16 protein-coding genes and 1 pseudogene are annotated in these 15,314 nt (G+C 48.8%); all 17 read left to right on the top strand.

The features are described 5' to 3' along the window. Positions 1–547: 547 nt before the first annotated feature. The 17 genes and pseudogenes from OCV37_RS18525 (at position 548) to OCV37_RS18450 (ending at position 15,304) form a co-directional block, all read left to right on the top strand. Positions 548–1,081 carry a cysteine hydrolase family protein gene (locus tag OCV37_RS18525; RefSeq protein ID WP_038177895.1) on the top strand — a complete coding sequence of 178 codons (534 nt, stop codon included), beginning with the start codon at positions 548–550 and terminating at the stop codon, positions 1,079–1,081. 320 nt (positions 1,082–1,401) lie between these two features. After that, positions 1,402–1,752: a DMT family protein gene (locus OCV37_RS18520; protein WP_038177896.1), complete on the top strand. Its 351-nt coding sequence runs from the start codon at positions 1,402–1,404 to the stop codon at positions 1,750–1,752. 174 nt (positions 1,753–1,926) lie between these two features. Further along, positions 1,927–2,565, top strand: coding sequence for a LysE family translocator (locus tag OCV37_RS18515; protein ID WP_038177898.1), 639 nt, complete (start codon positions 1,927–1,929; stop codon positions 2,563–2,565). Positions 2,566–2,773: 208 nt separating this feature from the next. Then, entirely contained in the window at positions 2,774–3,610 is an 837-nt protein-coding gene (lepB, locus tag OCV37_RS18510; protein ID WP_051680232.1) for a signal peptidase I, read from the top strand. Between the two features lie 117 nt (positions 3,611–3,727). Continuing rightward, entirely contained in the window at positions 3,728–4,537 is an 810-nt protein-coding gene (locus OCV37_RS18505) for a helix-turn-helix transcriptional regulator (protein WP_038177899.1), read from the top strand. A gap of 84 nt (positions 4,538–4,621) precedes the next feature. Then, entirely contained in the window at positions 4,622–5,866 is a 1,245-nt protein-coding gene (locus OCV37_RS18500; protein ID WP_038177901.1) for a Zn-dependent hydrolase, read from the top strand. Between the two features lie 15 nt (positions 5,867–5,881). Beyond that, positions 5,882–6,790 (top strand): dimethylarginine dimethylaminohydrolase family protein, encoded by a 909-nt coding sequence (locus OCV37_RS18495; RefSeq protein ID WP_038177902.1) that lies wholly within the window; start codon positions 5,882–5,884, stop codon positions 6,788–6,790. After that, complete coding sequence (locus OCV37_RS18490; RefSeq protein ID WP_211252019.1) at positions 6,780–7,706, top strand: sugar phosphate isomerase/epimerase family protein; 927 nt, start codon at positions 6,780–6,782, stop codon at positions 7,704–7,706. Before OCV37_RS18495 ends, OCV37_RS18490 begins: the two co-directional genes overlap by 11 nt. A gap of 115 nt (positions 7,707–7,821) precedes the next feature. Then, positions 7,822–8,892, top strand: coding sequence for an isopenicillin N synthase family dioxygenase (locus OCV37_RS18485; RefSeq protein ID WP_038177905.1), 1,071 nt, complete (start codon positions 7,822–7,824; stop codon positions 8,890–8,892). 105 nt (positions 8,893–8,997) lie between these two features. Then, the gene (locus OCV37_RS18480) at positions 8,998–9,792 is read left to right on the top strand and encodes a transporter substrate-binding domain-containing protein (protein WP_038177906.1); all 795 of its coding nucleotides are present in this window, start codon (positions 8,998–9,000) and stop codon (positions 9,790–9,792) included. Between the two features lie 109 nt (positions 9,793–9,901). Then, positions 9,902–10,549, top strand: a pseudogene (locus OCV37_RS19850) (amino acid ABC transporter permease); the annotation flags it as partial. A gap of 78 nt (positions 10,550–10,627) precedes the next feature. Beyond that, entirely contained in the window at positions 10,628–11,431 is an 804-nt protein-coding gene (locus OCV37_RS19845) for an amino acid ABC transporter ATP-binding protein (protein WP_390902306.1), read from the top strand. Then, entirely contained in the window at positions 11,431–12,162 is a 732-nt protein-coding gene (locus OCV37_RS18470) for a class II aldolase/adducin family protein (protein ID WP_038177909.1), read from the top strand. Before OCV37_RS19845 ends, OCV37_RS18470 begins: the two co-directional genes overlap by 1 nt. A 4-nt stretch (positions 12,163–12,166) precedes the next feature. Beyond that, entirely contained in the window at positions 12,167–13,057 is an 891-nt protein-coding gene (locus tag OCV37_RS18465) for a 2-hydroxyacid dehydrogenase (RefSeq protein WP_038177910.1), read from the top strand. A gap of 80 nt (positions 13,058–13,137) precedes the next feature. Continuing rightward, positions 13,138–13,983, top strand: coding sequence for an aminoglycoside phosphotransferase family protein (locus OCV37_RS18460; protein ID WP_038177912.1), 846 nt, complete (start codon positions 13,138–13,140; stop codon positions 13,981–13,983). 226 nt (positions 13,984–14,209) lie between these two features. Then, positions 14,210–14,707, top strand: a complete 498-nt coding sequence (locus OCV37_RS18455) for a hypothetical protein (RefSeq protein WP_038177913.1) — start codon at positions 14,210–14,212, stop codon at positions 14,705–14,707. 279 nt (positions 14,708–14,986) lie between these two features. Then, on the top strand, positions 14,987–15,304 hold the full coding sequence (locus OCV37_RS18450; RefSeq protein WP_038177914.1) for a hypothetical protein: 318 nt from the start codon (positions 14,987–14,989) through the stop codon (positions 15,302–15,304). Positions 15,305–15,314 lie beyond the last annotated feature (10 nt).

Here is a 15,314-nt window from a genome sequence, read left to right as displayed (position 1 = left end):
CCAATCAAAAAAGTCAAAAAGCATATCGATAAAATGATTGCGTGCCATTCAATGAGTATAGTTGTTTTGCAATTGAGTGCATTTGTGGGGGCGAGTTGGTGTACCGAAGTGGTGTGGACCGTTCAGTCTGTTTTTTTGCAAAATGGGAATTGATTTTTATTTTGCATTTTAGTTATGTCTGTGTATGCAATAAAACTAAGTTGTTTAAATAAAAGTATAATAAAATCATTATCTTAATAGGTTATGAAAAATTGGCACGTATTGTGCTTTATATGCATTGACCCTTATTAAGCCGAGGGTCACCTAGCCAACTGACGTTGTTAGTGAACCTAATTTGTTCATATTGATAGCCAATCACTACTTTGTGATTGGCTTTTTTTATGCCTGTCATTTATCGGTTGGATTGGCTGTATTTTTTTATGGTGGATACACAATTGAGCGTGGGAATTACGGTCGCAGTTTGCTATAAATAAATGCCAGTTTTATTGGTGTTGATAGGGACCTTTCGGGTGCGGAAAGGCGTTTACCGGCTTACAAAGGAAATTTTATGAAATCGGCAGTACTTGTGATTGATGTTCAGAATTTTTTATTTGAATCAACGCCTCAACCGTTTGAAAAAAATGAAGTTTTAACCCGAATTAATCAAATCACAAATTGGGCGCGCCATCAGCATATTCCGGTCATTTTCATTCAACACGAACAAGCGGGAACGCCTATGGAGTATGGCTGTGAAGGCTGGCAGTTGCAGTCATCATTACATGTGGAAGACCGCGATCATTTGGTACGCAAAACCACGCCGGATTCATTTTTACGTACAAGCCTGACGGCGTTGTTACAAGAGCTCGGTGTTGCGCATCTTTATATCTGCGGCTATGCCACAGAATTCTGTGTCGATACAACGACCCGGCGGGCCGCAGGTCTGGGTTATCCAGTCACTCTGGTGGCAAACGCACATACCACTCATGACAAAGCGCACGCGACCGGTGAACAAATTCGGGCTCATCATAATGCGACATTGCCGAATATATCGAGCTTCGGTGTCAAGTTAGAGGCCATAACCGCTGAAATTCTGGTGTCATAGACATGACGTATCAATAAGAAAATCAGCCATCTGTATCATGGATTGACCATCAGACAAAGGTGTATACAGTTGGCCGCCCGGTTTGTGGGAATAAAAGCGGGGCCTATATAGATTTTATTGCACAACAGAGTCAGTCAACTCAGAAGGTAATTCATTTTTTATTGAGTATATCAGATGCTGAATAGAGAGGATGTATGATCGGATAACAATTAAATGTCATTGATATTTACTTTGGTACACAAATTTGTTTCCACAAATGGTTTGTTCATTGTTTACATAAAAACGCACTCATGTCAGCGTTATGGAAAATAAGAGAAATTATGCATCCAATATTTATTTCAATCGGTTTACTGGTTTGTAGCAATGTCTTTATGACTTTTGCTTGGTACGCGCATCTGAAAGAGCTGAGTAATAAGCCTTGGATTATCGCAGCATTAATCAGCTGGGGCATTGCGCTGTTAGAGTATTTATTTCAGGTTCCGGCTAACCGTATCGGCTACACGGTGTTAACCGTCGGTCAGCTGAAAATTATTCAAGAGGTGATTACGTTATCGGTGTTTGTGCCGTTTTCAGTGATGTACCTCAAAGAGCCGCTCAAACTTGATTATTTATGGGCGGGGCTGTGTCTTGTCGGCGCGGTCTATTTTATGTTTAGGAGTCGGTTTGCATAATCAATGCATCCTATCGTTTTGCCGCCCGGCGGGAGCATAAAATGACGTATTGAATGGTTTATTTTGTGCCGCTCTGTTTTTTTTAATGAAATGCTTGCCCCTCAATCATCGGGGGGCAATATTATATGGGTCTCAGCTTTCTGAGCGATCAATTCAAGATGATGAAGGTTCTGTATGTTTGACTACTCTATTATCCATTGGATGACATTTTTATCTGCGGCGGTGTTGCTCAACCTTTCTCCTGGCCCGGACATGGCCTTCATTCTCGGGCAGACCTTGCGTCGTGGTCGTCGATATGGTGTTGCCGCGATGCTTGGCATATGGTCTGGCGCGTTATTGCATGTTGTGATGGCCGGGGTGGGGTTGTCGGCTGTTCTGGCAACATCTGCTTTAGCATTTTCAGTGGTCAAGTGGATTGGGGCGGTGTATTTGGTCTGGTTGGGTATCAAAATGCTCTTTTCGCAAGGTGACGCTTTTATCTCTGATGACAACCAAAGCGACAGTTTACGGATCCGGTCAGTTTATTGGCAGGGGATCCTTGTTTCAGCACTGAATCCGAAAGTTGCCCTGTTTTTCCTTGCTTTCTTGCCGCAGTTTGTTGTTGAAGGTGCAGGTTCCACAAGTGCTCAGCTATTATTGCACGGCAGTTTGATTATTGTGGTTGCGGCTTTTATCGAACCTCCGCTTATTATTGTGGCCTCAAAACTGGGCTCTTTTCTGCGAGCAAATAAGCGAGTCGGTTTATGGATGGATAGAAGCCTTGGCGCTTTATTCGTTGCCTTGGGCGTGCGTCTGGCGGCGAGTACCAAATAAAGCGATAGTAGGTGAGGCCCTTCTGTTCAGAGCCGGCGAGTTGTCTCTCGGTGGTCCCGCTGGTCCGCAACATATCATGCAACGTTGTGTCGCGGTATAAATTGTGTCAGTGTGATTTGCTATTTTGTATTTACAGAGTCATGGTTGAGATCCATTCGATGGATATATCACTGCGAGAGCGATTCATCTTCTTATCGAGGAGAACACTTTGGATATTGATTGGAAGCCTAAAACATGGGTGGCAATTCTTTTCGGTGTATTTTTACAGGCGTTTACATTTCTATATTTAAACCGGCCTAAACTCTTTTGGGTTTATTTTCTGCTCTCTGTACTTGTGTCTATATTGGATTGGCGATATCAAACATCATATGTCGCCATGTTTTCCCTGATCTGCCCGATTCATGCTTATCTGGTGGTCAGACATTTTCATCTCTCTTGTGAACGGGCGTGGTATTCAAAATGGTGGGGGATCCCGACCATTTATGGTGTATTTCTCACAAGCGTTTTCCTCGTTCGCGCTTTCTTGTATGAGCCGTTTGTCGTTCCCTCTGTTTCAATGGCACCGACAATCAATGCGGGAGATTTTGTGCTGGTCAAAAAGTTTGGCTATGGCACATACGGAACCTATGGCATCAAACTCAGCAATGATGACGTTTCGTCTGCTGATTTAATGCAACGAGGGAAGTTATATGCCTTTTATCTACCGGGGAAAGATATCATTTATGTGAAACGATTAATTGCACTGCCGGGGGATACTCTGGCGATTACCGGTAACCAAGTCATACTCAACGGCTCGGTATTAACAACTGAAAAGCTCTCTCAGCAAGAGGGGTATACAGTCTATCAACAAGTGTTAGATGGGGTGACATACACGATCCGACACCTCCGGATGAGAGCATCTGGAGATATGCAAACAGTCGTCGTGCCGGCAAAGAGTTATTTCTTCATGGGCGATAACCGTGACAACTCAGTGGATAGCCGACATTTGGGGTATATCACCAGTGATAACATCGTCGGTGAAGTGAGCTATATTTTTAAGCCGTGATCTGACAGGCGTTTAACTGGGTAAATCATACGCCTGTCTTATAAATCCTAAGACAGCGTGTATGATTTCTGATACCTTGAACCGCATCAAACCAGCAACACAACAGCCAACTGATTCATGTTCTATCACCACTCTGATGCCAATAACGCGACGATTCATGGAATTGCCGATCTGATCCTTGCAATTGGTGAGCCGGAGTTTTTCGACAAACTCACCTATTTATTGCGTACTGCGGCAAGCTTTGATGATTATGTCATGCTGATCTATCACCCGTCCAAAGCGCCGACCGTGTTGTGCTCTTCATTTGCAGTCGATGAAATTGCGGTGTGGGATAAATACCTGCAAGGGGCGTATCTGCTGAGCCCGTTTTACGATTATTGTGCCAATCAGGGCAATGAAGGGTTAGTGACTTTAGATGAAATCGCGCCGGATGATTTTTATCACAGTGCCTACTATGAAGAGTATTTTCGCCCGTCACAGCTGATTGATGAAACCTGTTTTTGCGTGCAGGGGCGAAACAACAACGTCTATTTGCTCTCGCTTGGCCGTACCGAGACGTTAGCCAAGTTTAATCCGCGTGTACTGACCCGGCTGCGGGCGCTGTATCCGATTTTAAGTTCGACGGTAAAAATGCATGATAATCAGAAAATGCCGCCGGAACGTGACTCGAACATGCAGGTCAAGGAGTACATCTATAATTTTGGCGCCGGGGTGCTGACACCGCGTGAAAATCAAGTGATGCAACTGTTGATTCGCGGTTATTCCAGCAAAGAAGCCGCCCGGCTGTTGGAAATTTCATACGAAACTGAGCGGGTGCACCGCAAAAACATCTACAGCAAACTCGAAGTCAGCTCTCAACATGAATTGCTGGCCAAGATCTTTGATGACTTAGTCAACCTCGAACCAGCTTCGCACTTCTCTCGTTAAGCGTCTATACCTCAATCGGGTAATAGCATTGCCAAGTCACTTGTCGCTAATCTGTGGTGAACCGACCACAACAGCGACACGTGTATGAATACCATATATCTCAATTCACTGCGTATTAACTCATCCCGACTCTGCCAGTTCATCCGTGATATGGCGCAAATCGGCGCAACCCCAAATGGCGGTTGTAACCGTCAGGCGCTGACCGACTTAGATCGCCAGGGGCGTGCGCTATTTCTCGATTGGTGTGAGGCCATCGGCGGGCAGCCGCGCCTTGATAGCATGGGTAACCTGTTTGTGCGTTTTCGCGGTGACAATGATGCGCTTGACCCGATTTTGATGGGATCGCATTTAGACACACAACCCACCGGCGGTAAATATGACGGCGTGTATGGCGTACTCGCTGCGCTGGAAGTGATGACCACGCTGGCGGACAGCAACATCACCTTACCGCGTCCGGTTGAGATTGTGGTCTGGAGCAATGAAGAGGGAGCACGATTCAGCCCGGCCATGTCTGGATCTGGTGTGTTTGCCGGCAAACTCAAGCAAGCCGATATCTATCGCTCGTCAGATGACGATGGTGTGAGTTATTTAGATGCGCTCACCCGAAGTCAGCAGCTTGGCACGATCCCTTGTCAGGCATTTCCATTTAAAGCCGCGCTTGAACTGCATATTGAGCAGGGCCCCATTCTTGAAGCACAACGAAAAACGATTGGCGTGGTGTCTGGCGTGCAGGGCATGAACTGGTATCAGATTACGCTCAGCGGTGCATCGGTTCATGCCGGGCCGACCCCGATGCAGATGCGTCAGGATCCCGTACAAGGGATGGTGAATGTCCTGAGTCAATTATTCAGCAAAACGGCTGAATATGGCGAAGCAGCGCGGTTAACCGTGGGCAAAATCGCCACGCATCCGTCGTCGCCCAACACGGTGCCGGAACGTGTCACGTTTACTCTGGATGTCCGTCACCCGGATCAAGCCTGCTTGGATGCACTCTCTCAGGCGCTGTTAACGCTGTGCCAGCGTGCGGCAGAACCCCATCGTCTGAGCTGTGACATTGAGGTGTTATGGCAATCGCCGGCGGTGGCATTTGACTCTCCGTGTATTGCCGCCATTCAGACTGCGGCGGATCAATTGGCACTCGATTCGATGCCGATTGTTTCCGGTGCCGGGCACGACTCTGTGTATTTGTCAGGCGTCGGGCCGACCGCCATGATTTTCGTGCCGTGCAAAGACGGCATTTCTCATAATGAAAAAGAGCACACCGAGCCTGCACAACTGGTCGCCGGTGCCAATGTTCTGCTTCATAGCTTAATTCAACTTTCAGCCTAAAAGGATTTATTGAATATGACTTTTCCATTGCGTCGACGCCAGCCTGAAGGGGGCACTGAGCCGTTATCGGATTGGGGCATTTATTCTGAAACCGGTCGTTTACAAGAAGTATTGGTGGGGCCGATTGATTTTTATGAGTGGCGGACCGGTAACTCAACGTCGCGTCGCCACGTGAATGCGGGGGCACGCTATGACTTAGCGGTTGCGAAAGCCCAATACAATGAGATGCTCGATGTTTATCGTCAGGCGGATGTGAATGTCCATTTTCTGAGTGCCAAAGCGGAGCAGCCGTATAGTCTTTTTGCCCGTGACTCCTCGGTGATGACGCCGTGGGGGCCGATCATCAGCCAGATGTTCAGTCCGTGGCGGCGCAGCGAATGGGTGACTGCGCTGACGTTTTACCAGCAAGCCGGAATTCCGATTTACGATATCGTGACTGCCGGTTGTTTTGAAGGTGGCGATTTTATGCTGATTGAACCCGGTGTGGTGCTGTGTGGTTACTCCGGGGAGCGTACCAGCGAAGCCGGGCTGGCTCAGGTGAAAAGTTGGTTTGAAAAAGAAGGCTGGGAGTTCTTCGCTGTCCCATTTGACTCACATTTCTTACACATGGATGTGCAGTGCGTGATGGTCGCTGAAAAACTGGCGGCGGTCTGTACGGCAGTGGTGCCCGATGAACTGCTTGCATGGCTGAAAAGCAAACAGATCGACATCATTGATATTCCGTATAAACAGGCGATGGAGCTTGGCTGCAACATTGTTTCGTTGGGGGATGAGCGGGTGTTGATTCCTGAAGAAAGCCTGACCCTCAAACAGCAGTGCCATGCCCGCGGTCTGACCGTGTTTGACCCGGATATTGCGATGATCACCAAAGGTGGCGGCGGCGTGCACTGTATGTGTCAGGCGCTCAAACGCAGTGAAAAATAGCGTATTTCAGTCACTTCTGGAAAGGGAACTACCGGGCAGTAAGCCATTGTCAGCAACAGGGGAAATCGGGATGGAACTTGAGTTGTACCGAACATTGTGGGGCGTCAGCGAGCCATTAAATGCCATTGCACCTCAGCTCAAACAAGCGGGGTTTGATGGCGTCGAAGGACGGGTCATTCTCGATGACCACAAGCGCGCTGCGTTTAAACATCAGCTAGCACAAACCGGCCTGAGCTACATTGCGATTATCTTTACCGGCGGCGATGTAATTCCGGATCAGAGTCAAACACCGGATGATCATTTAAACACACTCGAAACCCAGCTTGAGTATGCTAAAGCGCTCAATGCCAGATTCGTCAATGTGTTGGCCGGTAATGACCGTTGGCCGATGGAGACGCAAGTGCGCTTTTTTCGTCGTGCCGTCGAGATTGCAAGTCAGGCCGGGATGACATGTAGCTTTGAGACTCATCGCGGTTCCTCTCTGTATAGCCCTTGGGTCACGCTTGAGCTGATGGCGCGTGTACCGGAGCTGGTTTTTACCATGGATATCAGTCACTGGTTTTTAGTCTGCGAACGTTTGCTGGACCGCCCGGAAGATGACTTAAGCGAGTTCTTACCACGCGTGTTTCACATTCAAGCACGGGTTGGCTATGACCAGGGGGCCCAAGTACCTCACCCTGCTGCACCTGAGTATCAAGCGGCTCTGGCGTTCCACCAAAGCTTGTGGCAGCAAGTATGGCAACATCATTTAGACAGCGGACGCTCTGCAACCACCATGACTGCGGAGTTTGGCCCGGATGGCTATCTTCACCATTTGCCGTTTACCGATGTACCGGTTGCGGATTTGTGGTCGCTCAATGACTGGATTGCCAAGGAAGAACGTGCGCATTTTCAGCGCTTTGCAGCACACACATAATGAGGCACTGCAATCATATTTTTTACCACCGTCATATGTTGCACCACGACAAATTTTGGACCAGAACAAGTCTTGTACCACAACAGTGTCAAGCGGATGAACAAAGGATTGAATCATGACAGAGACAACTAAATCGTTTACCGAAATACCGGTCGTTAATGTGCGGGGATTATTGAGCGATGTCCTGAGTGAGCGTCAGCGCGTCGCCGCTGAGATGGGCAAAGCTGCCCGTGAAGTGGGTTTTTTATATGTTACCGGCCACGGTATTCCTGCGGAAACCATTGCCGGGTTGCGTCAGGCGGCAAAACGCTTTTTTGCGCAGTCGTTTGAAGAAAAAATGCGTTACTACATTGGTCATTCGAAAACTCATAAGGGTTTTGTACCGGAAGGTGAGGAGATCTACGGCAGTGGCAAACCGGATCACAAAGAAGCTTATGATGTCGGTTTTCCCGCCCCGAAAGACAACCCGTATGTCCTGAATCAGACGCCATTGATTGGTGAAAATGAGTGGCCGGCACTGAGCGAATTTCGCGAACCGGTTCTTGATTATTACACCACGGTATTTGCGCTGGGACGCAAGCTGTTTTCAGGGTTTGCGTTAGCGCTTGGTCTTCGTGAAGATTACTTCGACGCGATGGTGACGTGCCCGCCTGCCAAGCTGCGTCTGATTCATTATCCCTACAATGGTGATGCTGAGGATCGCCCGGGGATCGGTGCGCACACTGATTACGAGTGTTTTACGATGTTGCTTCCCGATCAGCCCGGTCTGGAAGTGATGAATGATGACGGCGACTGGATTGATGCGCCACCTATTCAGGTGGGTGATGAAGAAGCGCTGGTGATCAACATTGGCGATATGTTAGAAGTATTCACATCGGGCCAGTTTGTTGCGACGTCGCACCGTGTGCGGAAAGTGGCACATGAGCGTTACTCGTTTCCTCTGTTTTTTGCCTGCGATTACGATACGTTAGTCAGGCCATTGCCTCAGTTTGATGATGGTCAAAGCGAGTATAAGGAATTGAGTATCGGTGAGCATATGTATAGTCAGGCGCTGCAAACGTATCGCTATTTGCGGGAGAAAGTGGCCAAAGGTGAATTGAGTTTACCGCCGCGTGCCACTGGCGTTGCGACCTTTGGTCATCTCAAAAAGCATAAAAGCTCACCGGTTGAAACCCAACAGGTCTGACACCTGTTCGACAGGCCTGAGAAAGGATGATTTGACCCGTCAGGATACGGTTATTCAGTCATACAAAAAGCCAGTTTTACATTACAGTCACAAGGAAGATAAATCATGGAAAGAATCAAATCACTGTTGGTTGGCGCGATGTTAGCGACGACGTTGAGTTCAGCGACGGCGACGGCCGCCAATACCCTCAACGCGGGCAAATTTGTCGTCGGAATGGAAATTTCCTATCCCCCGTTTGAGTCGTACGATAACGGTCAAGTTGTTGGGTTTGACCCGGAACTAACCGCGCTGTTGGCGGGCAAAATGGGTCTTGATTACAGTTTTAGCGATAATAAGTTTACCGGGCTCATTTTAGGCCTGAACTCAAACAAATTTGATGCGGTCATTTCCGGGATGTACATCATTCCTGACCGTCTGAAAAAAGCCGATGCGATTCCTTATGCGCGTACGGGGGCATCGATCATGGTCGTGAAAGGCAGTGATGTCTCACCTAAAACCAAAAATGATTTGTGCGGCGTGAACGTCGGTTTGCAGCAAGGGACAACTTGGGTCAAAGCGCTCGATGAGTTATCTAAATCTTACTGTGAGCCCAAAGGACTGGCACCGATTCACATTCAGGAATTTCCCACCGCGCCAGAAGTGACCCAAGCGCTGATGTCACGCAATGTTCAGGCGCAACTTGAGATTGCCGGTGCGGCACAAATGTTTGTTGAGCGCACCAAAGGCCGGATACAAATCAGCTCAGATGACTTAGTGTTTCCACAAACGCTGGGGATCTATGTCAAACAAGACAATGCCGCGCTGAAAGCGCAGCTTGAGACCGCAATGGCCGGGATTAAGGCCGACGGGTCGTATGACAATTTGCTCAAGAAATACGATCTCTCTCCTGTGGAGAATTAATTCGGTGCGCCTTGGCTGGCTTGCATGGTCGAGATGACCGCAGGCCCCGGGGCGTAAGCATGATTGATTCATATTCAAGCTGAGAAGCCAGAAAGTTGTCGGAGTTATCATGAGTTTAGATTGGGAATATTTCTTTTCGTTATTCACCATGTCCGCGTTTTATCACGCGTGCGTGACCGTCATCGTGTTAAGTACACTGTCGTGGGCGTTGGGCGCCGTGTTGGGATTTGTGGTTGCATGCGGCAAATTGTCAGATAAAAAATGGTTATCTTTGCCAACCTCGCTGTTTGTCTGGTTCTTCCGCAGTGTGCCGCTGTTGGTCGTATTAGTGTTTGTCTACAATATGCCGCAGTTATTTCCATCCACAGGGGCCTATCTTGGGGTGCCGTTTATCGCCGGGCTGGTGAGTCTGGTGGTGACCGAAGCCGCTTACATGGCAGAAATTCACCGGAGCGGTTTGTTGTCAGTCGCTAAAGGGCAGCGTGAAGCAGGTCATGCACTCAGCATCGGATTTTTAGGTGTACAGCGAATGGTCGTCATTCCGCAGGCGATTCGTGTCTCGATGCCGGCGATGATCAATGAGTTTGTCACCATCATCAAACTGAGCTCGCTGGTGTCGGCTATCTCATTGCCTGAACTATTGCAAACCGGCCAGCGCCTCTATTCTCAAAATTTTCTGGTGATGGAAACCTTGCTTGCGGTGGCGGTGTATTACGTGGCGATTGTGACGATTTTTGGCGCGGTGCTGCACTGGGCTGAAAAGAAAATGGATATTCCCTCACGCTCACCGGAAACCCTCTCAGCCCCGCAGTGTGATGAATTGCGCAGTCAAACCATGACGGTCAGCCGTTCGGTGTTACCAACCATCGGGAAAGGTCAGCCGAATGCGCTGGAGCTGCAAGGGATTACCAAATCTTATGGTCGTCATCAGGTGTTGAAATCGATTAACCTCAAGGTCAGACCCGGTGAAGTGTTGAGCATTATCGGCCCGTCGGGGTCGGGTAAAACCACCTTGATTCGCACCATTAACGATCTCGAAAAGATCGATGGCGGCGAGATCGTGTTGTATGGTGAGGACTACATCAAAGGCGGAGTCGTCAACAACAAACGCCGTATTCGTGAAGGGATCAAACGCATTGGGATGGTATTCCAGTCGTTTAACCTGTTTCCGCATAAAACCGCGTTGCAAAATGTGATGATGGCACCGCGTTATCACGGTAAAGCCGCATCGTATGATGATGCCAGAAAACAAGCGCTGTTTTTGCTCGACCGGGTCGGCTTGCTGGCCCATGCGAATAAATATCCGCATCAGTTATCGGGTGGGCAGCAACAGCGGGTGGCAATTGCTCGTTCGCTGGCGATGTCACCTGAAATTATGCTGTTTGATGAACCCACTTCGGCGCTTGACCCTGAAATGGTCGGTGAGGTCCTGAAAGTGATTCAAGACTTAGCCAAAGAGGGCATGACGATGATCATCGTCACGCACGAAATGGACTTTGCGTTGTCGGTCTCCGATCGCGTGATTATGATGGAGAACGGTGTGGTCGCGATTGATGCACCGCCGGGTGAGATTCTCAATCAAGCCAACGATAGTCAAAGCTTTGAACGTGTCAAAGCGTTTATGGGGAGAGTCGCTTGATGGATAGCCATGAAAAACAGTTGCGTCAAGATTTAGCCGCCGCTTATCGGTTGGCGGCGATGCTGGGCTGGGAAGATACCCTTTATACCCATTTCTCGGTGCGTTTACCCGGAGCCGGGGAGCCACGCTTTTTGATCAATCCATTTGGTTTGATGTTTGAGGAAGTGACCGCCAGTGATTTAATCGTAGTCGATGCCAACGGTGAAATTATCAGCGGCGATGCCAAATATAATCCGGCAGGCTTTACGATCCACAGTGCGGTACATATGGCGCGTGACGATGCGCATTGTGTCATGCATACACATACACTGGCGGGTATGGCCGTTGCCGCGTGTCATCACGGTTTGTTGAATCTCAACCAGATCAGTGCCGAATTTCACAATCAAGTCGGTTATCATGATTATGAAGGTGTGGCGTTTAACTTGGAAGAGCGCAGCCGCATTCAAACGTCGCTGGGTGACAATATGGCGCTGATTCTGCGTAATCATGGTTTGCTGAGTGTCGGGGAAACCGTTGCCGATGCGTTTCAGGTGATGTTTTATCTCAACAAAGCATGTGAAATTCAGCTGGCTGCGGGTCAGATGGCGGGGCTGTCCGACATCGACGTGATCCCTGACAAGCTGGCTGAGCACGTTTGCGGTCAGTTTAAGAACGTTGCCCATGAGCGGCATCTGGTATGGCAGGCCTGGCTGCGTAAACTTGAACGTTCAGACCCCTCGTATAAGGAGTAAGTGTGTGAAACCTGTGGTACTCGTAGCAACCAACAACCCCCGCTTCAGCAAGGTTTTGCTGGCATGTGCCGCGAAGTCTCAAAGCGATGTGGACTGGGTGCTAAACGACGATCCTCGCGCTGCAACGGCGCAGGTCGCGGCGTGTTGGTATCCCAGCCCGGCTTTGCCCCATGATTTTCCTGCGCTGAAATGCCTGCATTCTCTGGGGGCCGGTGCCGATAATTTGGGGGCATTGCTGAGCTCGGGACTGACGGTTGAACGCATGGTCGATGCCGAGCAAAAACACGGTATGTTTGAATACGTGCTGTGGGGCGTGCTTTATTACCAGCGTGATATGGATCGCTACCAAAGCTTTCAGCGGCAGAGTCTCTGGCAAGAATTACCGCAACGCGCTGCCAGAGAGATCACCGTCGGTGTTCTGGGTCTTGGTGAAATTGGCGCGTATGTCGCGACTCATCTGGCGCAGATGGGGTATGCTGTGCGCGGGTGGTCGCGCTCAGAGAAGTCACTGGCGGGCGTGACCTGTTTCGCGGGCGCTGACGCACTGACACCGGTGCTTGACGGGCTGGATATTTTGGTTAACCTGTTGCCGCTCAATGCTGAAACTGAAGGACTGCTCAATGCACAAGTATTCGCTAAACTGCCGGATCATGCTGCGCTGATTCACTGTGGCCGCGGTGCGCATCTGGTGGAAGCAGATTTCATTGCCGCACTTGAGAATCAGCACCTGCGTGGTGCTCTGCTTGATGTGTTTGCTACCGAACCACTGCCGGAGGATAGCCGGCTTTGGCAGATGACACAGGTTGTGGTTACGCCACATATTGCATCGAGCGTCAGTTTTGAGGCGATGGTGAGGCAGATTTCTGCTGTCGCCAAGCGGTATTCTGCAGGTTGATTTGATCGGTTGTCTGAGACGATGGCATGGGCATGTGTACCGCTGCCGAGCCAGATGTTGGTGACAGAAGAAGGAGAATCATGGAAGAATTAACCGGCGGCAGGGCATCATCGATCTATCGGGACGGCGACGTTGTTTACCGGCCGCTTCAGCCCTGGAGCGCGACGGTGCATCAATTATTGACACATCTGGAGCGCTTGAATGTTCATGAGTGTCCCAGAGTGCTTGGTGTTACCGACGATCAAGAGCTTTTAAGTTTTGTTGCCGGCGACACTTACAATTACCCTTTAGTCGGCCCGATTGCTTCAGCGGAAGCGCTCATGTCCGCCGCGACATTACTCCGAAAAATCCATGATGCGACGGTTTCCTTATTGTTTGCAACTGACCCGTCTATCACTGACATCACCTCTGCAACTCACATTATCTCTACAACGAACATCGTCAAACAGCCATGGATGCTTGCGCCTAGAGAGCCATTTGAGGTGATCTGTCATGGCGACTTTACGCCCTATAATGTCACGCTTGAAAATTGCACTGTGGTTGGTGTTTTCGACTTCGATACAGCACATCCTGCGCCAAGAGTCTGGGATTTAGCATACTCAGTGTATTGCTGGGCACCGTTTAAAACCAACCGGGCTGATCGGTTAGGGACCATCACAGAACAAATTGCCAGAGCAAAACTTTTTTGTGATAGCTATGGTGCAACAGGCCCCGAAAGAGAGCAGCTTGCTGAGATGATGGTGAAGCGGCTGGCAGCTTTGGTTGATTTCATGCGTCAGGCGGCAAGGGATGGTCATCCATCCTTTGCTGAAAATATCGAGCAAGGGCATCTTCAGGCCTACTTAAATGATATCGAATATATTGATGCTCATCAGCACAACATTCAGCGCGCATTGTGCGATGTTCTGCCCATCAATGAAAAATAGATGTCGTTATTCAATCCAGCAGATATTCATTCCTGAGGATATTCATGCCTGAATGGACAGGAAATATCTCGCGTCGCCAGTGACCAATCTCAGACAAGATATTTAAATGTGACAGATTGTGTCTTGTTGTCGCTTTTCGTGGAACCAGGCATATCAAAACTCACAACTGTGGTAGCGTCGGTCACTCATGAGCGCAGCGTGATCACCGTCCGACAAAGGAGTATCAATGAAATTCACCAATTTGCTTATCGTTTTTGCACTTGCCTTTAGTGTATTTGGCTGTGTGTCAAAGATTACAGCCCCGACTTCCGGTTCGACGGCAAAGCTCACCGTTGAAGTGCCGAACTTTGCAGAAAAGCAGAGTATTTTAATGAATGAAAGCGTCTGGTTTAACATCGCCACACCCGATGAAAGCTGGGGTGGTCAGCAAGTCATTAAATCGGATGAGCCGGTCCATACATTTATGATTCCTGCTGAGAAAACATTGAACGACTCGCTTAGCCTGTTACAGGGCGGTGGTGGTTTTGACAGTGTCTGTGCTTTACACCTTGAGATGAATCCACCAGAAAATGCAGATCTTAAATTGAGATTCATCTTAGAACGTCAACGCGGTGACGAAAAAGTAACCGGCTGTATCGCCGAGCTTTATTTAGATGGCAAGCTTGTCCATACCTATCGAGGTGGCGCTACGATTACACATTATATTGTTAAGTTTACATATTAAAACCATTCGTGATGCCGCATGCGCTCAATCTTCACAACGTATACGAATCTTCACGAACGCAGTGTCGCTTCGGGCGAGTGATGAATTGCATCAACATTTATACCGCCCCGCATCATTGATTTGATTCAGGTAATCCCATTAATCCGATGCAGAGAAATAGTAGCTAGAATTTGGCAAACCGAGCATAATCGGCCACAGCTGTTGGCATCTCAGGTGACGTAAGTGAGCTTGGGTTGAGCAGTGATAGAGATAGTATTGTGAATATGATGAGAAAAGAAAATGAAAAAATTAATCGTAGGTTTACTGTTATCGTTAACGTCAGTCAGTGTCTGGAGTGCCGAAGGCTATCAAAGTGGTAGTATCAGCAATATTACAGCCACGACCAATGGAATTATGATCATGATGGATAAAGGATTGCCCGGAAATTGCAAGGGGACACCGTATGGCTGGATGTTGATTAAACAAGAGAATACCGCGTTGACGTCTATGGTACTTGCCGCTTGGACATCGGGTAGAAAAACAGGCACAGTTTATACGTCCGGGCGAGAAGGAAATCAAGGTTACTGTTTGATTAACCAGTTTGATCCGGCCAACTAAATTTACCCAG

The organism is Vibrio rhizosphaerae (assembly GCF_024347095.1).
GTDB classification, from domain to species: Bacteria; Pseudomonadota; Gammaproteobacteria; order Enterobacterales; family Vibrionaceae; genus Vibrio; species Vibrio rhizosphaerae.
This window is presented reverse-complemented; position numbering and strand designations above follow the sequence as displayed.